This window comes from Pseudoalteromonas sp. S4492 (assembly GCF_005886115.1).
GTDB lineage: Bacteria > Pseudomonadota > Gammaproteobacteria > Enterobacterales > Alteromonadaceae > Pseudoalteromonas > Pseudoalteromonas gelatinilytica.
In genome coordinates this window covers 20,251-41,422 of record NZ_PNCP01000010.1, presented here as the reverse complement: position 1 = coordinate 41,422, position 21,172 = coordinate 20,251, and the positions used below count along the sequence as shown (strand labels likewise).

The following is a 21,172-nucleotide window of genomic DNA, read 5'->3' as shown; positions in this document are numbered from 1 at the left end:
AGTCGGGCTTTTTTGCGTTTAGAGCTATCAGCTTTCAGCCGTCAGACGTCAGCTGAAATACAGAGATATCAGAGGTCAGATATTAGATGTTAGTTGAACTGCGGGGTTGTTTTGTACAGAGTCACCCTCAGCAACAAACCCCGTAGGAGGCACTTCAGTGCCGAATTCAGACCAGAACAAACACATTCATGGCTAAATAGTTAGCGAGTTGTTAGTTAGCAAGGGTAAAGTTGAACTGTTGGTTTGTTTAATACAGAGTCACCCTCAGCAACAAACCCCGTAGGAGGCACTTCAGTGCCGAATCTAGACCATAACAAACATATTCATGGCTAAAGCCATTCCTACAAGTACACTTTGCCTAGAACCTAGAACCTAGAACCTAGAACCTAGAACCTAGAACCTAGAACCTAGAACCTAGAACCTAGAACCTAGAACCAGAGGAAGACACAGCACAAAACAACCCCACCGCGCGGCTGATCGCTGACGGCTGAAAGCTGATAGCTCTGTGTTGGGTTTCGCTTCGCTCTACCCAACCTACACCAGAACTTAAAACTTTACTCTTTCAACTTTCCCCTCGCTAACTCCCAACTTGTAACTCACGAAGTTGCTCATCTGCCGTTCATTAAATTAACTTTGCTTTGTTTATGGCTTTGATTTAGGATCAAATCAGTTTAAAAGCAAGAACTAATGGCCTGTGTCTAGATTACTTATTTGTTTATTATTATTTTTTTCGAGTGCTTCAACCTTTGCTGTTGAGGTGACTAACCTATATCAAGATACTCTTAAAGTTGCAGACAAATCACGTGATGCTCGTTTGGCTGCAAGTCGTGAAGCGCTGCTAAATGTGTTGGTGAAAGTAAGTGGGGACACAAGCGCAGATCAAAACCCTGTAGCTAAAGAACGTACCCGCGACATTTCCGATTACATGCTCAAATTTGAATATGATGAAAAAGCAGATGGCAGTTTAAATCTAGTTGTTAAATTTGAAGCGAATAAAATTAATGCATTGATCAAAGATCTTGGCCTGCCTCTTTGGGGGACACGTCGTCCTTTAGTGGCTATCTGGTTAGCTATTGAAGATAACTGGCGCCGTGAACTGGTGACTCAAGAGTCATATCCGCAGCTTGAACAGCTTATATACGACAAAGCTGGCCGTCGTGGTTTACCTGTCGTTGTGCCACTGCTTGATTTAGAAGACCGTGCTATTGTTGGGATACCAGAAGTATGGGGTAATTTCTCTGAGCCGGTAGAGCGAGCGTCGAGTCGTTATAGTGCAGAGCGCAGTATTACTGCAAGAATGTATCAACAAGCAGATTCAGAAACCTGGATCCTTGATTGGCGTTTCACTAATGCGGAATTATTCGATACTAATCGTTTGATGGGTGATAAACAGCAAATTGTTGCAGATATGATTGATAGTCTAGCAGGTGGCTTAGCAGCAGAATATGCCATTGATCCAACGATGATTGGTCAACTTGCGACAGCAACCTTCTATCTAAAAGGTATCAATAACTTTGTTGATATTGAATTTGCTAAACGCCGTTTAGAGAGCTTAAGTGTTGTTACTCGTGCCGTAATATCTGTGCGTACACCCGATACCGTACAATTTACAGTTAATCACACAGGCAGCATGAACGACTTTAGAAAAGCGTTAGAACTTGATAGTGCCTTTAAAGCGTATCAAGACCCGCGTGATTTTTACCAAGTGGTCAATAAAGACGAGCTTGAATATCAGTGGCAGGGGCTTTAATCGCAGTGCAAGAACCAATGCAAATGGCATTGCCAGTTACTTTGCCAGATGATGAAACATTTACTTCTTATTTTGGTGGCGAAAACTCGCTTGAAGTGAGCCACCTAAAAGATGCGTTCACAAAGCTGAGTAACAAATTTCAATATACCTATTTATGCGGTTTGGGTGATTCAGGTAAGTCGCATCTGTTGTACGCGACCTGCATTCACGCTCAAGAGCGCGGTTTATCAACCATGTTACTTTCAATGCGTGAAGTGATTGACTACGGTCCTGTGGTACTTGAAGGTCTCGAAAACCTTGACGTGTTATGTATCGATGACGTGCACTTGGTGGCAGGCAACGATGCGTGGGAGAAAGGATTATTTAACTTTTTCAATCGCTTCAATGAGCCTGGCAAATACCTTGTGGTCACAGCTGATTTATTACCTGACATGCTACATATCAATTTACCTGACTTAGTTTCGCGTTTGAAATGGGGCACAACATTACAGATCCGTTCAATGAGCGATGATGACAAAGCCGAAGCGCTCGTACGCCGTGCTCATATGCGTGGCCTTGAATTGACGGATGAGTGTGCGCGCTTTTTATTAACGCGATTAAGCCGTGATATGCGTGCATTATTGGACGTTTTAGACAAACTTGACCACGCCTCAATGGCTGCACAAAGAAAATTAACAATTCCTTTTATAAAATCAACGTTAAAGCTTTAGTAGGGCTAGAATCTAGTCCTTGCTTTCAGTTATCATTAGCTATTACAAAAATCCTTCTGTGAAAGACCAGGTACTCAATGAACTTAGAAAATATTTTAGCGCAAGCACTTGAGGCTGTTGCCAGTGCGAACGAAATCGCGCAATTAGAAGATATCAGGGTTAATTACCTTGGTAAAAAAGGTGAAATCACCAACTTACTTAAAACGCTAGGCAAGATTGCCCCTGAAGAGCGTAAAGAAGCGGGTCAAGTGATTAACCAAGCAAAACAAGAAGTACAAACAGCCATTAACGAAAAGCGTGAGTTACTAGCAAGTAAGGCTCTTGAAGAGAAGCTAGCGGCAGAAACGATCGACGTAACTTTACCGGGTCGTGTTATGCCAACAGGTGGCTTACACCCAGTAACTCGTACTATTGAACGTATTGAAAGCTTTTTTGGTGAGTTAGGTTTTGCGGTTAAGTCAGGTCCTGAAGTTGAAGATGATTTTCATAACTTCGATGCGCTAAATATTCCTGAGCACCATCCTGCACGTGCTGATCACGATACTTTCTATTTCAACCCTAAGCTTGTGTTACGTACACAAACAAGTGGTGTACAAATCCGTACGATGGAAACTGAGCAGCCACCACTGCGCATCATTTCTCCAGGTCGTGTTTATCGTAACGATTACGACCAAACACACACGCCAATGTTCCATCAAGTGGAAGGCTTAATGGTTGATACAGATGTAAGCTTCACTGAGTTAAAAGGTATTCTGCACGACTTCTTACGTAACTTCTTTGAAGAAGATATGGAAATTCGTTTCCGTCCTTCTTACTTCCCATTTACCGAGCCATCAGCTGAGGTTGATGTTATGGGTAAAAACGGCAAGTGGTTAGAGGTATTAGGCTGTGGCATGGTTCACCCTAACGTTCTTAAATCAGTGGGTATTGATCCAGAAAAATACACAGGCTTTGCATTCGGTATGGGTGTTGAGCGCTTGACGATGTTGCGTTATGGCGTAAATGACTTACGTGCATTTTTCGAAAACGATTTAAAATTCCTAAACCAGTTCCGTTAAGAGTGAAGATATAAAATGAAATTTAGTGAAAAGTGGTTAAGAGAGTGGGTTAACCCAGCAATCGACACACAGGCTCTTTCGGAACAGTTATCAATGGCTGGTCTTGAAGTTGACGGTGTTGAGCCTGCAGCGGCTGAGTTCACAGGCGTTGTTGTTGGTGAAGTGGTTGAGTGTGGTCAACACCCGGATGCTGATAAGTTACGTGTAACTAAAGTAAACGTAGGTGGTGATGAGCTACTTGATATCGTGTGTGGTGCACCTAACTGTCGCCAAGGCTTAAAAGTCGCTGTTGCGACTGTTGGCGCTGTATTACCTGGCGACTTCAAAATTAAAAAAGCCAAACTTCGTGGTCAACCTTCACACGGTATGCTGTGCGCATTCGTTGAATTAGGCATCAGCGAAGAAGGCGATGGCATCATGGAATTACCAAGTGATGCGCCAATCGGTACTGACTTACGCGAGTATTTAAACCTGGACGACAGCATTATTGATGTTGACTTAACACCAAACCGTGGTGACTGTTTAGGTATTAAAGGTCTAGCGCGTGAAGTGGGCGTACTGAATAGTATTGATGTTAATACACTTGAAATCGCACCTGTTGCGGCGACGATTGAAGACAAAGTATCAATTGAGCTTGTAAATGATGATGCGTGTCCTCGTTATTTAGGTCGTGTGATCAAAGGTATTAACCTTGATGCAGAAACACCACTTTGGATGGTAGAAAAACTTCGTCGCAGTGGCATTCGCTCAATTGACCCAGTTGTTGATGTTACAAACTACGTGTTATTAGAGCTTGGTCACCCAATGCACGCATTTGATTTAAATGCAATTGAAGGTGGCATTAAAGTACGTAGCGCGAATGCAGGTGAAGAAATCGTTCTTCTTGATGGCAACACTGCAAAACTTAACGAGTCTACACTTGTAATTGCTGATCACAACAAAGCGCTTGCTATTGCAGGTATTTTTGGTGGTGAAAAATCAGGTGTAACGGAATCAACGTCAGATATCTTATTAGAAAGCGCCTTCTTTAACCCGGTTGCGATTGCTGGCCAAGCGCGTAGTTACGGTTTACACACCGATGCGTCACACCGCTACGAGCGTGGTGTGGATTTTGCGCTGCAAAAAGATGCAATGGAACGTGCGACAGCATTATTACTTGAAATTGTTGGCGGCGAAGCCGGCCCTGTAGTTGAAGCAGTCGCTACTGATAAATTACCAAAAGTAACAGAAGTGCGTTTACGTCGTGAGCGTTTAGACCGCGTAATTGGCCATCACATTGATGATGCAAAAGTAACTGACATCCTAACCCGTTTAGGTTTAGACGTGAAAATTGTTGATGGTGTATGGAGCGCTGACGTACCTAGCTATCGCTTTGATATTCGTATCGAAGAAGACTTAATTGAAGAAGTTGCACGTGTTTACGGCTATAACAGCATTCCAAACGTTGCACCAACTGCTAAATTAAAAATGACTAACCATGACGAGTCTCATGTTGCGGTCACTAAGTTCCGCAATACGCTTGTAACACGTGGTTACCAAGAAGCAATTACTTACAGCTTCGTTGATCCAAAAGCACAAGCTATTTTACACCCACAAAGTGATGCACTTGTATTGCCACACCCAATTTCGGTTGAAATGTCAGCAATGCGTGTAAGTTTAATGCCGGGTCTATTAGCGTCATTAGTTTACAATCAAAACCGTCAGCAACCACGTGTACGTTTATTTGAGCATGGCTTAAAATTCTTACGTGACGAGAATGCAGAAAACGGTGTAAACCAAGTTGCTGTTATCGGTGGTGTAATCTCTGGTCTTGCACACGGTGAACATTGGGTTCAAGAAAAGCGTAGCGTTGATTTTTATGACTTAAAAGGTGATGTTGAAGCACTTTTAGCAATTAGCAACGATACTGCACGCTTTGAGATAAAAGCAGAGCAGTCTGACGGCTTACACCCAGGTCAATCAGCGGTTATTTATGTTGATGGTAAAAAAGTTGGCTTCTTTGGTGCAGTGCACCCACAGGTGCAAAAGTCACTAGATATCAACAACACAGCATTTGTGTTTGAAATCGAAATGTCTGCACTAGAAAAAAGAAAATTACCAGAAGCGGTAGCAGTGTCGAAATTCCCGTCAAACCGCCGTGATATCGCGATTTTAGTGGAAGATCACGTAAAATCTGGCGATATTTTAAATGTCATAGAAAAAGTTGGCGGAAATCAATTGGTTGACCTAAACTTATTCGATGTGTATAAGGGCAAAGGTATTGAGCCAAATTATAAGAGTTTGGCGATTGCTCTAACACTGCAAGCGGTTGATAGAACGCTCGAAGAGAAAGATATCAATCAAGTAGTTGATAATGTGGTGGCCGCATTGGCCGAACAATTTAACGCATCGTTGAGGGACTAGATATGGCGCTTACTAAAGCCGACATAGCTGAACACCTATTTGAAAAACTCGGGATCAATAAAAAAGATGCCAAAGATTTAGTTGAAGCGTTTTTTGAAGAAATCCGCTCAGCGCTAGAAAAAGGCGAGCAGGTTAAGCTCTCTGGATTTGGTAACTTTGATCTTCGAGATAAGAAAGAACGTCCAGGCCGCAATCCGAAAACAGGTGAAGATATCCCTATTTCGGCACGCCGAGTAGTGACTTTTAGACCAGGTCAAAAGCTCAAGACTCGTGTAGAAGTTGGCACAAGCAAAGCAAAATAAGAAAAGGCAGCGTTAGCTGCCTTTTTTATTTGTTTAAAAACATTACTTGCGAGTGGCTAGAATCCGCGCGGCGACACAAAAGTGCCGGCTTGGATACTGTCGTAAGTTTTTTGTGCTAAATCATCTAGGCTGTCTAGGCTCTTACCAATGGCAGCGAGTTGATGTTCGATAGGTAAAATATCGACATTTTCATACCCTGATAATTGTGCCACGCGTGCAAAAGTGTATGCGTGCTTATACTTTTCGTGTTTGTAAAATAAGCTGACCAGAGTCGGGTAGATCTCTGGATTCGGTGTTTCACCTGCTTTATTTAACTCGAGCGTTTTGTATAGCAAATCAATGGTTTTTTCATCATCAAACTTCACGTAGTAGCTTGCCAAGAAAAACTGCATCTCAGCATCTTCGGTCACCCGTTTATCTTGTTTTTCTTCAAGGGCGAGTAGTTTAGTTAACGCTGATTGGTCGTTATTACGTGACCAATGGTAATACAACAAACCTGGATGGTTTGTATTTTTGGTATCTTGAAAAATACGTGTCATTTCTTTAATGCTTGTTAAATGACCTTCAACGCGAGAGGTGGTTTTTTCTTTTAGTTTTATATGCTCAATCTTGGCCGCAAGCGACACACACTGATCGTATTTCTCGAAATCTTTTAATAATTGGTATTTGTTTTCGTCTGTTGGCGACTTATATTCAACATAACGTTGAATGATGACCTCGGCACGTTGCTCTTTACAGTGACTGTCTTTATTTAAATCACTACAGAAGCCAGGCGTTTCGTCGCACACTTTCGCTAGTGTAAGCGGATCTTCACAGCCTGCTAATGCCAATAAACCAAGCAACACGCTTGCTCTTAATAACATTCCTTAACCTCAACTTAATTTGTACTACTTTATTCTAGCGCAATGATTTGCTCTGTAACAGTGGAGAATCGTTCGAGTTTAAATTAGAATACCCCTGCCTGAGATGTGTTGCTCTCAAATCACAACACATTTTTTAAGGCTATCCGTTCAAAATTGTTTAATTAGGTAAAAAAAATGACCTCATCTCACGAGTTAGAATACACAAGCAGCTGGCAAGAACGTCAAGATTACGCAGAAAGTATGCAACCTATCATTGGTAGACTTTATCGTAATCGTGGTATCGAAATCGCTGTATATGGCCGTCCTCTCGTTAATGCCAGTACAATCGATATCATCAAAGCGCACAAAACAGTTGCTCAGTTTGAAGGTACAAAACTACGTTTACGTGAAAGCTTCCCTTTCTTAGAAGCGATTAGCAAAATGGAATTAAACTCAGCACGTATCGATATTGGTAAACTAGCGTATGGTTATTTGTTTACAGATGCTGCAAAAGGTCGTTCAGTTGAAGAATACTTAACTGACGAATTAGCAGAAATCGCAAACTCAGAGCGCAAAGAGCCACGTGATGTTGTGTTATACGGTTTCGGGCGTATCGGCCGTTTATTAGCACGTCTATTAATCGAAAAATCAGGTCCTTATGCAGACTTACGTTTACGTGCAATCGTTGTTCGTGGCGGTAAAGACGGTGACCTAGAAAAGCGTGCAAGCTTACTTCGTCGTGACTCTATCCACGGTCCATTCAATGGCTCTATCACAATTGATAAAGAGCGTAACGCAATTAAAGCTAACGGTAGCTACATTCAAGTTATCTACGCTAACTCTCCAAGCGAAGTAGATTACACAGCTTACGGCATCGAGAATGCACTTGTTGTTGATAACACAGGTATCTGGAAAGACGAAGCAGGTCTTGGTCAGCACTTAGAAGCAAAAGGCGCAGCAAAAGTATTATTAACTGCACCAGCTAAAGGCAACATCAAGAACATCGTATACGGTGTAAACAACCAAGATATCAAACCTGAAGATAAAATTGTCTGTGCAGCAAGCTGTACAACCAATGCTATTACCCCGACGTTAAAAGCACTTAACGATAAGTTTGGTATCAAGAATGGTCACGTTGAAACAGTTCACTCGTACACAAATGACCAAAACTTAATTGATAACTACCACAACGCTGAGCGCCGTGGTCGTGCTGCTGCACTTAACATGGTTATCACTTCAACGGGTGCTGCAAAAGCGGTTTCTAAAGCTTTACCTGAGCTTGAAGGTAAACTTACAGGTAACGCTATCCGTGTTCCTACACCAAACGTATCAATGGCAATCTTGAACTTAAACCTTGAAAAAGGCACTACAGTTGAAGAACTAAATGCGTTCTTACGTGAAACTGCACTTTACTCAGACCTTCGTGACCAAATCGATTACACAGCGTCTACTGAAATCGTATCGACTGACTTAGTGGGTAGCCGTTACGCAGGTGTTGTTGACTCACAAGCGACAATCGTAGATGACAACCGTGTTGTGCTTTATGTTTGGTACGATAACGAGTTTGGTTATAGCTGTCAGGTAGTACGTTGTATGCGTGACATGGCTGAAGTAACTTTCCCAAGCTTACCTCGCTAATAGCTAAAAAATAAACAATCTAGAAGCCAGCATTATGCTGGCTTTTTTAGTCGTGAAAGTTTTTGCAAATTTTCTTCATGTGGTAGGCTGTGCTACGTCTACACTAATTTACTAACAAAACGTTCTACCAAAGAGCGTTGACTTAATTCTTAACTAACAAGCGAATAGCTAAGAATTATTTTTAACCAATAGGTTTATAGAATGAAAATCACCAGCAATTTTGACAGTGGTAATATCAAGGTTATTGAAGCCGTTGATCCGCTGAATATTCAATTAGAAATTAATAAAGACAATCAGTCTGATTTTTTCCAGTGGTTTCACTTTCGTCTTGAAACAACGCCGTTTCAAAGCCATAAATTACACATTAATAACTTAGAAAACTCAGCATATCCTGATGGTTGGGAAGGTTATCACGCGGTTGCATCATACGACCGTCAAACTTGGTTCCGTGTGCCATCTGAGTATGCAAACGGCACGCTATCATTTGAAGTAGAGCCTGAGTGCGGCAGCATGTACTTTGCTTACTTTGCCCCATACAGCTACGACCGTCACTTAGATTTACTTGCATGGGCACAAAGCCAACATGCGTGTGAATTAGAAACATTAGGCGAAACCCTTGATGGTCGCGATATGAGTGTATTACGAGTGGGTATTCCTAGCAGTGACAAGAAAACAATCTGGATCACAGCACGCCAACACCCAGGTGAGACAATGGCCGAGTGGTATGTTGAAGGTTTGCTTCATAAACTACTTGATGATGAAGATCCACATGCAGCAGCATTATTATCAAAAGCCGTATTCTACATTGTGCCAAATATGAACCCTGATGGCAGTGTGCGTGGTCACCTGCGCACGAATGCTAAAGGCGTTAACCTAAACCGTGAGTGGCAAACACCGAGCATGGAAAATAGCCCTGAAGTATTCCTAGTGCTAAATAAAATGCGTGAAACTGGCCTTGATATGCACCTAGACATTCATGGCGACGAAGCTATTCCTTATAACTTTGTTGCGGGCAGTGAAGGTATCCCGGGCTACGATGACCGCTTAAAAGAGTTAGAAGATAGCTTTAAAGCTGCGCTTTTAACAGTAACGCCAGAGTTCCAAGACGAGCACGGTTACCCTAAAGATGAACCGGGCCAGGCTAATCTAACTGTTGGTTCTTCTGCTGTCGCGCATGAGTTTAATGCATTAGCGTATACAGTAGAGATGCCATTTAAAGATAACGATGATTTACCAGACCCTGATTACGGCTGGTCAGATCGTCGCTCGTATCAATTTGGTCAAGATACGTTAGCGGCTATCGTTAACGTGGTTGATAAATTAAGATAACGAACCTTACGGGCATCAGCAAAACTGATGCCCGTAATTGTATCTGCTAACTGAAAAATGACGGTGCAGAGCAGGATGCATCGAATGTTAACTAGGTAGGTACATTTGTCATATTGAAAATTAACTGTTAACAAACTTGGTTGGTTTAAGTTAATATTCAATACGTTCAGCTGAGAGGTAATATAATTTTAAATTTATTTCTCACAGTCATCATGTCGCGCATTCTCACAAGCCCACGCTGAGTATCGTAACTAACAATAAAAAATATAATCATAGAGGATATCCATGGAAGCTTTAGTAAGCGCCGTTAATGACATAATTTGGAGTAATGCACTCATTTATTTATGTCTAGGTGCAGGTCTGTTTTATTCCGTTTTAACCCGATTCGCGCAAGTTAGACATTTTAAAGAAATGTGTAAGTTATTGCTTAGCTCTAATAATTCAGATACGGGTATTTCTTCGTTCCAAGCGTTAGCTGTATCATTATCGGGCCGTGTTGGTGTAGGTAATATTGCTGGCGTTGCAGCAGCTATTGGCTTTGGTGGTCCGGGTGCAATTTTCTGGATGTGGGTAGTTGCGTTCTTAGGCGCAAGTACTGCGTATGCCGAGTCAACCCTTGGTCAAATTTATAAATCAGAAGAAGATGGTCAGTACCGAGGTGGTCCTGCTTATTACTTTGACCGTTGCTTACAGCAAAAGTGGTTAGCTGTATTATTTGCAGTCTCAGCGATTATTGCCTGTGGTGTATTCCTGCCGGGTGTTCAAGCGAATGCAGTCGGTAATGCATTTACACAAGTTTTCGGTGAAGGCACTCTCGTTAGCACCAGCTTTGGCGAAGTAGGTAGCTTTAAGTTAGTTGCCCTTGCAATCATCTTAATTGTGCTAGCGTTTATTATCTTTGGTGGCATTAAGCGTATCGCAAACTTTACACAAATCGTGGTGCCATTTATGGCGCTAGGTTACATCGTATTAGCGTTAATTGTGGTGTTTTTAAACTTAGATAAAGTACCAGGTATCTTCTCAATGATTTTATCTGATGCATTCACAGCACAAGCAGGCTTTGGTGCTGCCATTGGCTGGGGTGTTAAACGTGGTATCTACTCAAACGAAGCTGGTCAAGGTACGGGCCCGCATGCAGCTGCAGCAGCTGAAGTTGATCACCCAGCACAGCAAGGCTTGGTGCAAGCGTTCTCTGTGTATGTTGATACTATTTTTGTGTGTACCGCAACGGCGCTAATGATTTTAATCACAAATCAATACAACATTGTGGGTGAATTACCTGCGGGTCAATTTATTGTGCAAAATGTTGATGCAGCAACAGAAGTAGGCTCAGCTGCTTTCACACAAATGGCGTTATTTAGCGTATTTGGTGGGTTTGGTGAAGCGTTTGTAGGTATTGCCTTATTCTTCTTCGCATTTACGACCATTCTTGCTTATTACTATATTGCAGAAACTAACGTTGCTTATTTGAACCGTTACTTCAAAGGTAATATTCCACTGGTTGCCGTGAAACTTGTGATCATGTTTATGGTGGCATACGGCATGGTAAATAGCTCTGGCTATATCTGGAACATTGGTGACATTGGTGTAGGCTTAATGGCATGGATCAATATTGTCGGTATATTAGCTATTTTCTTCGTCGCAAAACCAGCGCTTAACTGTTTACGTGATTACGAAGATCAAAAGAAAGCCGGTGGTGAAATTACTTTTGACCCAGTTAAATTAGGCATTAAAAATGCGACTTTCTGGGAAAAGCGTTTAGCTGAAAAGGCGAAAGAGAAACAATAAATCTGGTTTTTGAGTTTTTGTAGAGGATTTAGTTGTGCAGGTTTTCGAATCTTCACAATTGAGTGAAATTCAAATAAGACATCGACTCATAAAACAAGTACAATAAAGGGCGCCTAAAGGCGCCTTTTTTATGCGTAGTATGGAGAAAGATATGGCGATTATTAGTTGCCCGCAATGTGCAAAATCAATATCTGACAAACATAAACAATGTCCGCATTGTGAATGCCAAGTCACCGATCTAAGCAATGAGCAGTTGCAGCAAATGCAAAAAGAAACGCGTATTCGTAGACAACAAAAGTTTATGAATCAGTCTTTCCTCGCACTGATTTTATTTTTAGGGGGCTTTTTCTGTTTTTATTTTATGCACCCCGAAGCAAAATCTCCTGAGTGGTATGCCTATTCAGCGGCAATGGCAGTAGGTTTTGTGTGGTATATCATAAGCCGCATTTATTTAGTTGTTTTGAAAAAGAAAAAGTAACATGAATATTGATCACATCGTAAAAAATATCACCCCAGAAGTATTTGAACGTCTTCAGTATGGCGCCTCAACGGGTAAATGGCCCGATGGCACACCGTTAACTGACGAACAAAAACAACAAACCGTTCAACTCGTGATGCTTTACCAAGCTAAAGTTTCGCAAACCAATGAGCAGTTTACCATTGGCGCAAATGGTGAAATGGTGCAAAAGAGCAAAGCTCAATTGCAAAAAGAATTCGCATCAGAAAATGAAATAGCTAGGTTTAGTGAAAATGATCTTTAAACACCTGTTTACTCCGAAATGGAAGCACCCTAAAAGCCAAGTTCGTTTAGCCGCGGTTGAACGCCTTGATACAGAACGTGACCTTAGCATCTTAAATAGCATTGCCCTTGAAGATAGCTCAGCTGAGATCCGTAAAAAAGCCTTAAACAAAGTCAATGATCTTGTATTATGGTGGCAAGTTTATAAGCAAGACCAAGCACTTAAAGAAATTGCAGAGCAGCATATCAACCAAGCGGTTTTAAATACCGATAGCAAATTAGATGCAAATATCAAAAACGAGTTTATTGAGCGTTATGCGCCAGTAAAAACACTCGAAAAGCTAGCGTTTGCTGAAAAAGAAATTCAAGTTCGCGTTAAATTATTAAAGCGTTTAGCCAATCCAAGCCTAATTGATAAAGCCTTTAAAGAAGGCCGCGAAGAGCTGCAATTACAGCTTGTTGAGCTTGTTATTAACCACCAACTTGCAAAACCACTACTAAAACATGCGCAAGGTGAAGCACACACACAACTGGCGACTCACCTTGAGAATGAACGCTTAGCGATAGAAATGCCCGCCAAAGTAGAAGCAGATACACGCGTGGTATTGGCAAAGCTGAATGCGCTGCGTGATAAGCATGATTTTCAATTAGTATCGATGCAACATGCTGAATTATTACAGCAGTGGCAAGCTATCGAATTAAAGTGGCTGAGCGAAGAACAAGTCAGCACACTTGATAAAAAGTATTCAGCAATTACGCAAAAGCTTGAGTCTCATATTGCACAACTAAGCAAAGAGCATGAAGCTGCACAGCAAGTGTTAGCTGAGCAACAGCGTCAAGTATTAGCGCTTGCGAGCCTTGAAGCAATTGGTGAAGAAATAGAAAACGCTTTGCAATTAGGCTTAGAAACGCCGGAGCAAATTCAGCAAGATTGGCTTGAGGCTAAAGTTGCAGAGGCAAAAGATACGCTAGTAGAGGCTAACTTAACTGAAAATCAAAATGTCCGTGATGTAAAACAGCACTTAACAAATTTATTCAATCAAGTTGAACAGTTACCGCAGCTAGTTAGCGCGATTGCTGAGTTTAAAGAGGCATTTGATAAATTAAACACGGTGGCAACGTCTGAAGACGAAAACGAGTTTGATAGTCTAAAACAGCAGTTTGAACAACAACAAAAACTTGCACGTAAAAAGCTGGCAAGTATTCCTAATCGCTTACAAGGTCGCTTTAAAGCAAATTTAGCTGAAGCAGTAAATAGCTGGCAGCAAGCGATGGCACCGCTTACTAATAAGTTTGAGAAGAACCAACAAGCAGCGAAACGTAAAGGCCGTGATGTAAAACGTTTAATTGAGCAAGGTCGCTTTAATGTTGCATTTGGTGTATTCAAAGGCTTTGAAGAGTTATATGCCACGCTTACAGAGTATTACAAGCAGCCATTAACTAGCTTAAAAGCTGATTTAGAAACACAATTAGCAGAAGCAAAAGATTGGCAAAAATACGCATCAGCGCCAAAGCGTGATGCATTACTCGTGGAAGTAACTGAACTTGCTGCAACTGAGTGTACTGACCCTAAACAACGTGCTGAACAAGTTAAACAGTTACGTCGTCGTTGGAATGAATTAGGGCGTCTAGATACTGATGCAGAAAAGCAACAAGGCGAGTTATTCGATCAACACATTGAATTACTGTTTGCGCCGTGCCGCGAGTATTTTGCAGAGCAAGAGCAGCAACGTGAGCAAGCTAAAGCACAGCGTGTTGAAATAATCACGCAAATGCAGCAGCTTACTGAGCTAAATACTCAGTCTGACGAGTTCGATTGGAAGCAGTTTGAAAGTAAATTTAATCGAATTGCAAAGACATGGCGTTCAGCGGGTAATGTTGACCCTAAAACGTATCGTGAGCTGCAAGCACAATTCAAAGCTGCACAATCACAAGTACAATCTCAACTAATTGCATTTCATAAAGCAAATGCTGAACAAAAAGCAGCACTTGTTGAGCAAGCAACACTGTTATCGCAGAGCGATGATTTAGCGGCTGCATGCCAAGAGCTTAAAGCGCTTCAACAAACGTGGCAAACAATCGGCTTTGCTGGAATGAAGGCAGAAAACACCTTATGGCAGCAATTTAGACGTGTTAATGACGACACTTTTGCGAAGCGTAGCGCTGAGTTTGAACAGCAAAAGCAAGTTCAGCAGCAAAATGATGAAGTTGCAGCAGCGCAGTTAGCTGAGCTTGAATCTGCACTTGAGGTTGTCGTTCATCTTGCACAGCTTAAAGATTTAACAGTAAAGCTGGCAGAGCTTGAGTACTCAAAAGCGTTATCAGCGCGTGTAGCTCAGTTAGAGGCTGCGATTAGTGCAAAAACAGCGCTAATTAGCAAGCAAGCTGAGCAGTCTAAGTTAACGGCTTTATTTGCTGCTCTTGAGAGCGGCAGAGAACTGCCATCGCAGTTCCAAGCTTCATTAATAACTAATCTAAACGCTGCGCAGCTGTTAACTCGTATCGAAATTCTAGCGGGCGTTGAATCGGCCGATAGTCAGTTACGTATGACAGAGCAAGTTGCGATGTTAGATGATAAACACCGTGGCGAGCACGCAGATGTTTATTATTACTTAAAGCAATTACTTGCAGTCAGTGAGGGTTCAGTTTCAGCTGACACACTAGCAAGGCTTAAAGCAATATTTGCAATTTAACGAATAAAAACCGCTTTTTATAGCGGTTTTTTTCCGTGTTTTTTTGAGGAAAACAATGAGAATTTTATTACTACTTACCTGTTTATTTTTAGGGGCTTGTAAAAGTACAGATCAAGGGATGTCGGTGTACTCGTTTACCAATTCAGAAATTGAAGCAGCCCTTGCTGATCAATTACCAAAATTAAGTGAACAGATAAAATTGATGGGCTTACCTGTTGATTTTGCTGTAAACGACCTAAGTGTCAATGTTGGCCCAGATAAGCGTGACGTGGTGGTTTTAGGGGCTGATTCTAGTGCTGTTATTAAAGCTTTCGCACTTAAGTATCCAGTACGCTTAAAGCTGCAAATCGAAGGTAGCCCATTTTATGACAGCGAGAAAAAAGCAGTCTTTTTACGTAATGTAAAATTGGTTGATACAACAATCGACACCGCGGGTTTCAAGGGCAGCTTAAACTTATTAGATGATCAAGCAATGCAAGTGATTAACGGCTTTTTAGCGGTTAACCCCGTCTATAAGCTAAATATGAATGACCCTAAAGTCGCATTATTGAGCAAATTACCATTAGATATGAAAGTATCTCAGGGTGAAATTATCTTAGTGCCCACACTGTAAAACTCTTTGATATTTTAAAGCGGCTTCATGCCGCTTTTTTTGTAATTGCTTGTTAAGCAAATTTAACCTTGTCATAATTGCTCGTGATATTTCGCGAGTTGAGTGATTGCTATGATCAAGGAATTTTTAAACGACCCCACATTATTACTAAATGCTGTAGGCGAAGGTATTTATGGCTTCGATTTATCGGGAAATGCGGTTTTTGTAAATCCTGCTGCTGAGCGCATGACCGGCTGGAAAGCAGACGAACTCCTTGGTAAAAAAATACACCAATATCATCACCATACACGTAAAGATGGCTCACCATATCCCGCAGATGAATGCCAAATATATTGCACTATGTTTGATGGCAAACATCGACATGTAAACGATGAAGTATTCTGGCGTAAAGATGGAAGCTATTTTGCCGTTGAGTATACTTCAACACCAGTCTATAAAAACGGTGCCTTGATTGGTGCAGTCGCGATTTTTCGCGATGTATCAAAACAGCAGCAAACAGAAGTGGCTTTACGTGACGCACTAGCGCAAGTTCAACATTTATCTGAGCAGCTACAAGCTGAAAATGCGTACCTTATTTCAGAGTTAAACGAAGATTGGCAAGACTCAGGTTTGGTCGGCCAAAGTCATTCGTTTCAAAGTATGCTCGAGCAAATTACCCTGGTAAGCCAAACCAATAGTACGGTTTTGATTTTAGGTGAAAACGGCACAGGTAAAGAGCTGGTGGCACGAAACCTTCACCGTTTGAGTAATCGTGCTGAGCAACCTTTCATAAAAGTAAACTGCGCGGCGTTTTCAGCCAACTTAATTGAATCTGAATTATTCGGTCATGAGAAAGGGGCGTTTACCGGTGCTAATGAACGCAGAAAAGGGCGTTTTGAACTGGCTGATAAAGGCACTCTATTTTTAGATGAAGTGGCCGAGCTGCCATTAGAGGCACAAAGTAAATTACTGCGCGTGCTACAAGAGCAAGAGTTTGAGCGCGTCGGGGGCAGTCAAACCTTAAAAGTGGATATCCGAGTGTTAGCTGCAACAAATCGTAATTTGTGGCAAATGGTTGAGCAGGGCAGTTTTCGAATGGACTTGTATTATCGCTTAAATGTGTTTCCTATTCGTGTGCCTGCGCTTCGTGAGCGAAAAGAAGATATTCCACTACTCGCAGCAAATATTATTACGCAGCTGAATAAGCGCTTAGGTAAACAGTTAAAAGGGCTAAGCAAAGCAACACTCACCAAACTGGCGAATTATGATTGGCCAGGCAATATTCGTGAGCTACAAAATATCCTTGAGCGTGAAGCTATTTTGTCTAAGCAAACGGTACTGCAGCTTTCAGCACCTTTGAGTAACGAGCAATCAAATGAGCAGGTGGTTTCTCTTGATGCAGTACAAAAGCAGCATATTTGTGAGGTGCTAAAGCGCTGTAACGGGCAAATATCAGGTGAAAATGGTGCCGCAACCTTGCTGGGACTTCCAGAAAGTACCTTGAGATCAAAAATGAAAAAGCTAGCTATAAAACGGTAATTCGCGATATATCACGACCATTCGCGATATATCGTGCTTTTTAGGGGTTAAATGTAAATTTAGTCGTTTAATATCAATGGTTTATTTTTATTTTGTGTTGGCCTGATAGTTGCTCTATCAGGCTATTACCGACACAAAAGTAAGTAGCAAAATGAAATTTGATATTAAAGAGCAAGACTTAATCATCAAGCCCTACAACCAAGAAGGGCCAATTTATATTCGTGAGCAAAAGGGATACTTCCAACGCATCCGTCGTTATTTAGGCTGGGTGCTGATGCTGACATTTATCGCCATTCCGTGGATCCCCTATGATGGCCGTCAAGCCGTATTACTCGATGTAGCCAGCCAAAAATTTACCCTATTTGGTTTAACGCTGTTACCACAAGATTTTATGATCTTAGCCATGTTATTTATGACAGGAGCGTTTGCTTTGTTTTTCGTCACTAATTGGTTAGGGCGTGTTTGGTGTGGTTACACTTGCCCACAAACAATTTGGATGCTGATGTTTACTTGGGTCGAACACAAAGTTGAAGGTAATCGTAATCAGCGCATTAAACTTGATAAAGCAGATTGGTCAGTGAGTAAATGGCAAAAGAAAATCACTAAGCATGCAGCTTGGCTGGTGATCTCTTTGCTTACATCGATGTCATTTATGGCTTATTTCATCCCCGCTAAGTCTTTATACATGAGCTTATTTACCTTAGAAATGTCTGGGATTGTCAGCTTTTGGGTATTCCTGTTCGCATTTTGTACCTATGGCAATGCGGGATTCTTACGTGAAAAAATGTGTACTGTTGCATGTCCATATTCACGATTTCAATCAGTGATGTTTGATAAAGACACGTTAGTTGTTACCTACGATCAAGCGCGAGGGGAGTCTCGTGGTGCACGTAAGCGTAAAGCCGATCCTAAAGAGTTAGGCTTAGGTGACTGCGTAGACTGTAACCTATGTGTCGAAGTATGTCCGGCGGGTATAGATATTCGTAATGGCTTACAGTATGAATGCATAAACTGTGGCTTATGTATTGATGCATGTGATAGCACTATGGAAAAATTCAACTATCAAAAAGGCCTGATCAAATACGCGTCTGAAAAACAAATGGAAGGCAAAACGACCAACCCATTTAGGTTAAAACTGCTTGGCTATGGTGGTTTAACGGCGCTGTTTGTTGTGGGCATGGTTGTGTGGATGGCAATGCGTACACCAATAGAGGCTTCTGTCATTCGTGACCGTAATGCACTGTATCGTGTTAATTTTGAAGGCTTAGTTGAAAATCCATATACCTTATCAATTATCAACAAAACACAGCATAGCTTGAGCTATTCAATTGGTATCAGTGGTATTGAAGAAGCAAGCTTACAAGTACCAGACACCATTACGATTGAAGCAGGGCAGATGAAACGTGTGCCTGTCACTGTGGTTGCAGATGGCTACGAATTGAAATCAAAAGTAACGCCTATCAGTTTTCACATTCAAGCATTAGAAGATGCTGATATCGCAATAACTAAAGAAACTAAGTTTTACCGAGATTAACCTCAATCACGGCTCCAGAAACGAAAATGGCTTGTTTTTAACAAGCCATTTCTGCGAATTCGAGCTGCTTCAGGACATACGCCTTAGCGCTGTCTAAATCATCAAATAAACAATCCATTATTTGAATCGGTGATTGTGCTTGCGCAATGATGCGTTTCATCTGATTAAGCACAATCGACGAACTAAACATATAAGCAGTTGCGATACAATTAGTGCCGTGTAGAGCACGAAATAAATGCGTGAAGCCGCGTTCGGCATCAGGGGTAGTAGCAAGTAATTGGGTAGAATGACTAATATACGCCCACGGCTTTCCAGCTAAAGCAGAAATATGCTTTTTTAAATCGACTGCAAAGTCATTGACCAAACGTGCGTTAATATTACCAGAAAATTGCCCAATAATAATTGGACCATCAGTGATGATACTGACACTGCCATAGTGATTCTTAAATTCCAATTTGCTTCCCTTTTGAATTAAAAAGAGCGCGAATTTTATACAATTCTATGTATGTGTCTAGTTATTTAGTATACAAATTTTAAAAAGCATAACTTTTTCATTAAATTTGTATATGTGTAAATCTTATCTAATTATTTAGGTTTGGGGTGGATAAATCATTCACCCCAGATTTAAAATATAACTAACTATTTGTTAACAATATAGTTCAAAGCACCAGTAATTGAGGCGACTTGTGCATCAATACAAATTTCATCATTCGCGAGTGGACTATCAGGGTAAACCTCTGTTGTTGTGACATATTTTGCATCTGTTAAGCCCATACATAACCCTAGTTTTTTCGCTTCGTAATTAATTACACCAAACTGGGTTTGTGGTACACCAATCAACTGGTTGTTCTCATCACTTGGTGCGATGTGGGTTACTTTTTCAACTGATTTTATAATCGCTGTTTGAAATGCATCATGCGGGCGCTCACTATCAGCGACAAGATAAAAGCCATCAGGGATGTTCCAGTTATCGTGTGTCGTTGCATCACGTGCAGCCAAAGCAGGGCGAAACTCACTATTATCAGTATCTGTTGTCTCATGCAGGTCAATATGCACATAAGGTGCGATTGCGTTGTCGGCTAAATACTGCATAATTGCTGCTGACTCTTCAGCCGGACTATCTGCATAGAATGAACGATTTGGATCCGTGGCATTTGGATTCCAGCGGTTAATCGTTTCATAACCCCATGGGCTAATGCACGGAGCCACTAAGATATTAAATTCAGCAAAATAGTCTTTTGCGTTTTTCTTAGCAAACGCTAAAGCACCGTGCACACCACTTGTTTCATAGCCATGCACACCACCGGTAACCAAGACAGTTGGTTTATCAGCGTGCCATTGCTTGCTCTTTAAAATGTAAAGTGGGTATTTGTCGCTGTCGTAACTTAATGCGCCATATTGCTCAATGTTGAAATCACTGGATAAAGAGTCTAGCTGCGACACAACATCATCTAAATAACTACGTTTTACTGTTTGTAACTCAAACCATGCTTTTTTATCTGCGTCGTTCCACGGTTTACCAGGGGTTCCAATCGGATAACTCATAAAATACCTTGTTTTGACTTGCTGCAAAACGCCAAGCTTATCTAAGCTGTTAAGCTGCTGCAACTAGATAAGCTCAGTCGTAAAGTTACCTTGTTCGTACAGCTTTGCATGATGGTGCTTATGGGTCTCAAATAAGTATTTACGCAGTGCATCTTCACCTTGGCACACTTGCACTATTTTTCCGGCAATTCCTTTGCTGGTCGTTCGTATTGGCTTCACACTAAGAATAATGTGATCTTCAGTAGGTAAATTAAATGCCAACAGTATCTCTTTATTAAGATCGGGTGATTGACGCTTTGGCTTGAGCAACACGCCTGTACTTGATAAAGACAGTATCTGAAATTGCTCTGTGTGAATTTCAAGTTCAGGGGTACGCCAGCTGCGTTCGATACCCTTAGTATCGATAACTTCTGGTGCGCTAAGTACGGGGATCAGTTGGCCATGTTCGTCATTAGTAAATTCAAGCGGAAACCACAACTGATAAATCCCTACTTCAGCCAGTAGTGTTAGTTTGGCATTGGTAAGTAAGCCGTTTAATTTATCAGGTAAATTGAGCCTAACAGACATTTTTGTGTCGGTTGGATCGCTGTTAGTCCGTTCAGCCTCGAATAAACGGTTGAAAAAAGTAAGTTCTTGGTCGGATAAATGTGCCATATAAAGCTCCTTTTAAAGCACGCTTAATTATATGTATCATAAATTGTTCAAATTAT

General features: G+C 41.4%; 18 protein-coding genes. 14 read left to right on the top strand and 4 right to left on the bottom strand.

The annotated features are described in order from the left end of the window. Positions 1-694: 694 nt before the first annotated feature. The 5 genes from CWC28_RS03720 to ihfA all read left to right on the top strand — a co-directional run bounded on the left by CWC28_RS03720 (position 695) and on the right by ihfA (position 6,223). Entirely contained in the window at positions 695-1,750 is a 1,056-nt protein-coding gene (locus tag CWC28_RS03720) for a DUF2066 domain-containing protein (RefSeq protein ID WP_105174340.1), read from the top strand. Then, positions 1,750-2,460 carry a DnaA regulatory inactivator Hda gene (hda, locus tag CWC28_RS03715; protein WP_171038282.1) on the top strand — a complete coding sequence of 237 codons (711 nt, stop codon included), beginning with the start codon at positions 1,750-1,752 and terminating at the stop codon, positions 2,458-2,460. Before CWC28_RS03720 ends, hda begins: the two co-directional genes overlap by 1 nt. A 77-nt stretch (positions 2,461-2,537) precedes the next feature. Beyond that, positions 2,538-3,518, top strand: coding sequence for a phenylalanine--tRNA ligase subunit alpha (pheS, locus tag CWC28_RS03710; RefSeq protein ID WP_062568835.1), 981 nt, complete (start codon positions 2,538-2,540; stop codon positions 3,516-3,518). Between the two features lie 15 nt (positions 3,519-3,533). Further along, positions 3,534-5,921 (top strand): phenylalanine--tRNA ligase subunit beta, encoded by a 2,388-nt coding sequence (gene pheT, locus CWC28_RS03705; protein WP_063704520.1) that lies wholly within the window; start codon positions 3,534-3,536, stop codon positions 5,919-5,921. Positions 5,922-5,923: 2 nt separating this feature from the next. Then, positions 5,924-6,223: an integration host factor subunit alpha gene (gene ihfA, locus CWC28_RS03700; protein ID WP_002960690.1), complete on the top strand. Its 300-nt coding sequence runs from the start codon at positions 5,924-5,926 to the stop codon at positions 6,221-6,223. Between the two features lie 56 nt (positions 6,224-6,279). Here ihfA and CWC28_RS03695 read toward each other — a convergent pair whose 3' ends face one another. After that, on the bottom strand, positions 6,280-7,086 hold the full coding sequence (locus CWC28_RS03695) for a DUF2989 domain-containing protein (RefSeq protein ID WP_105174338.1): 807 nt from the start codon (positions 7,084-7,086) through the stop codon (positions 6,280-6,282). 174 nt (positions 7,087-7,260) lie between these two features. Between CWC28_RS03695 and CWC28_RS03690 the strand changes: the two genes are divergently transcribed. The 9 genes from CWC28_RS03690 to ccoG all read left to right on the top strand — a co-directional run bounded on the left by CWC28_RS03690 (position 7,261) and on the right by ccoG (position 18,917). Then, on the top strand, positions 7,261-8,703 hold the full coding sequence (locus CWC28_RS03690) for a glyceraldehyde-3-phosphate dehydrogenase (protein ID WP_063704524.1): 1,443 nt from the start codon (positions 7,261-7,263) through the stop codon (positions 8,701-8,703). Positions 8,704-8,904: 201 nt separating this feature from the next. Further along, positions 8,905-10,032, top strand: a complete 1,128-nt coding sequence (locus tag CWC28_RS03685; RefSeq protein WP_063704526.1) for a M14 family metallopeptidase — start codon at positions 8,905-8,907, stop codon at positions 10,030-10,032. A 285-nt stretch (positions 10,033-10,317) separates the two neighbouring features. Then, positions 10,318-11,820 carry an alanine/glycine:cation symporter family protein gene (locus CWC28_RS03680; protein WP_063704528.1) on the top strand — a complete coding sequence of 501 codons (1,503 nt, stop codon included), beginning with the start codon at positions 10,318-10,320 and terminating at the stop codon, positions 11,818-11,820. Positions 11,821-11,971: 151 nt separating this feature from the next. Then, positions 11,972-12,298 (top strand): hypothetical protein, encoded by a 327-nt coding sequence (locus CWC28_RS03675; protein WP_063706116.1) that lies wholly within the window; start codon positions 11,972-11,974, stop codon positions 12,296-12,298. A 1-nt stretch (position 12,299) separates the two neighbouring features. Continuing rightward, entirely contained in the window at positions 12,300-12,581 is a 282-nt protein-coding gene (locus tag CWC28_RS03670; RefSeq protein WP_063704530.1) for a YeaC family protein, read from the top strand. Next, positions 12,571-15,252 carry a DUF349 domain-containing protein gene (locus tag CWC28_RS03665; RefSeq protein ID WP_063704532.1) on the top strand — a complete coding sequence of 894 codons (2,682 nt, stop codon included), beginning with the start codon at positions 12,571-12,573 and terminating at the stop codon, positions 15,250-15,252. The genes CWC28_RS03670 and CWC28_RS03665 overlap by 11 nt, the downstream gene beginning before the upstream one ends. A gap of 55 nt (positions 15,253-15,307) precedes the next feature. Then, positions 15,308-15,865: a YceB family lipoprotein gene (locus CWC28_RS03660; protein ID WP_063704534.1), complete on the top strand. Its 558-nt coding sequence runs from the start codon at positions 15,308-15,310 to the stop codon at positions 15,863-15,865. Between the two features lie 111 nt (positions 15,866-15,976). Beyond that, entirely contained in the window at positions 15,977-17,383 is a 1,407-nt protein-coding gene (locus CWC28_RS03655; RefSeq protein ID WP_054553081.1) for a sigma-54 interaction domain-containing protein, read from the top strand. 151 nt (positions 17,384-17,534) lie between these two features. Further along, positions 17,535-18,917 (top strand): cytochrome c oxidase accessory protein CcoG, encoded by a 1,383-nt coding sequence (gene ccoG / locus CWC28_RS03650; RefSeq protein ID WP_119851611.1) that lies wholly within the window; start codon positions 17,535-17,537, stop codon positions 18,915-18,917. A gap of 37 nt (positions 18,918-18,954) precedes the next feature. Here ccoG and CWC28_RS03645 read toward each other — a convergent pair whose 3' ends face one another. The 3 genes from CWC28_RS03645 to CWC28_RS03635 form a co-directional block, all read right to left on the bottom strand. Then, positions 18,955-19,371, bottom strand: coding sequence for a hypothetical protein (locus tag CWC28_RS03645; protein ID WP_063704538.1), 417 nt, complete (start codon positions 19,369-19,371; stop codon positions 18,955-18,957). 185 nt (positions 19,372-19,556) lie between these two features. Continuing rightward, positions 19,557-20,462, bottom strand: a complete 906-nt coding sequence (locus tag CWC28_RS03640) for a M14 family metallopeptidase (RefSeq protein WP_138624748.1) — start codon at positions 20,460-20,462, stop codon at positions 19,557-19,559. Positions 20,463-20,525: 63 nt separating this feature from the next. Beyond that, positions 20,526-21,116 (bottom strand): hypothetical protein, encoded by a 591-nt coding sequence (locus CWC28_RS03635; protein WP_105174337.1) that lies wholly within the window; start codon positions 21,114-21,116, stop codon positions 20,526-20,528. Positions 21,117-21,172 lie beyond the last annotated feature (56 nt).

Coding starts and splice junctions, on each gene's coding strand:
- pheS (WP_062568835.1), top strand. CDS start 2,538: ATGAACTTAGAAAATATTTTAGCGCAAGCACTTGAGGCTGTTGCCAGT.
- pheT (WP_063704520.1), top strand. CDS start 3,534: ATGAAATTTAGTGAAAAGTGGTTAAGAGAGTGGGTTAACCCAGCAATC.
- ihfA (WP_002960690.1), top strand. CDS start 5,924: ATGGCGCTTACTAAAGCCGACATAGCTGAACACCTATTTGAAAAACTC.
- CWC28_RS03695 (WP_105174338.1), bottom strand. CDS start 7,086: ATGTTATTAAGAGCAAGCGTGTTGCTTGGTTTATTGGCATTAGCAGGC.
- CWC28_RS03690 (WP_063704524.1), top strand. CDS start 7,261: ATGACCTCATCTCACGAGTTAGAATACACAAGCAGCTGGCAAGAACGT.
- CWC28_RS03685 (WP_063704526.1), top strand. CDS start 8,905: ATGAAAATCACCAGCAATTTTGACAGTGGTAATATCAAGGTTATTGAA.
- CWC28_RS03680 (WP_063704528.1), top strand. CDS start 10,318: ATGGAAGCTTTAGTAAGCGCCGTTAATGACATAATTTGGAGTAATGCA.
- CWC28_RS03675 (WP_063706116.1), top strand. CDS start 11,972: ATGGCGATTATTAGTTGCCCGCAATGTGCAAAATCAATATCTGACAAA.
- CWC28_RS03670 (WP_063704530.1), top strand. CDS start 12,300: ATGAATATTGATCACATCGTAAAAAATATCACCCCAGAAGTATTTGAA.
- CWC28_RS03665 (WP_063704532.1), top strand. CDS start 12,571: ATGATCTTTAAACACCTGTTTACTCCGAAATGGAAGCACCCTAAAAGC.
- CWC28_RS03660 (WP_063704534.1), top strand. CDS start 15,308: ATGAGAATTTTATTACTACTTACCTGTTTATTTTTAGGGGCTTGTAAA.
- CWC28_RS03655 (WP_054553081.1), top strand. CDS start 15,977: ATGATCAAGGAATTTTTAAACGACCCCACATTATTACTAAATGCTGTA.
- ccoG (WP_119851611.1), top strand. CDS start 17,535: ATGAAATTTGATATTAAAGAGCAAGACTTAATCATCAAGCCCTACAAC.
- CWC28_RS03640 (WP_138624748.1), bottom strand. CDS start 20,462: ATGAGTTATCCGATTGGAACCCCTGGTAAACCGTGGAACGACGCAGAT.
- CWC28_RS03635 (WP_105174337.1), bottom strand. CDS start 21,116: ATGGCACATTTATCCGACCAAGAACTTACTTTTTTCAACCGTTTATTC.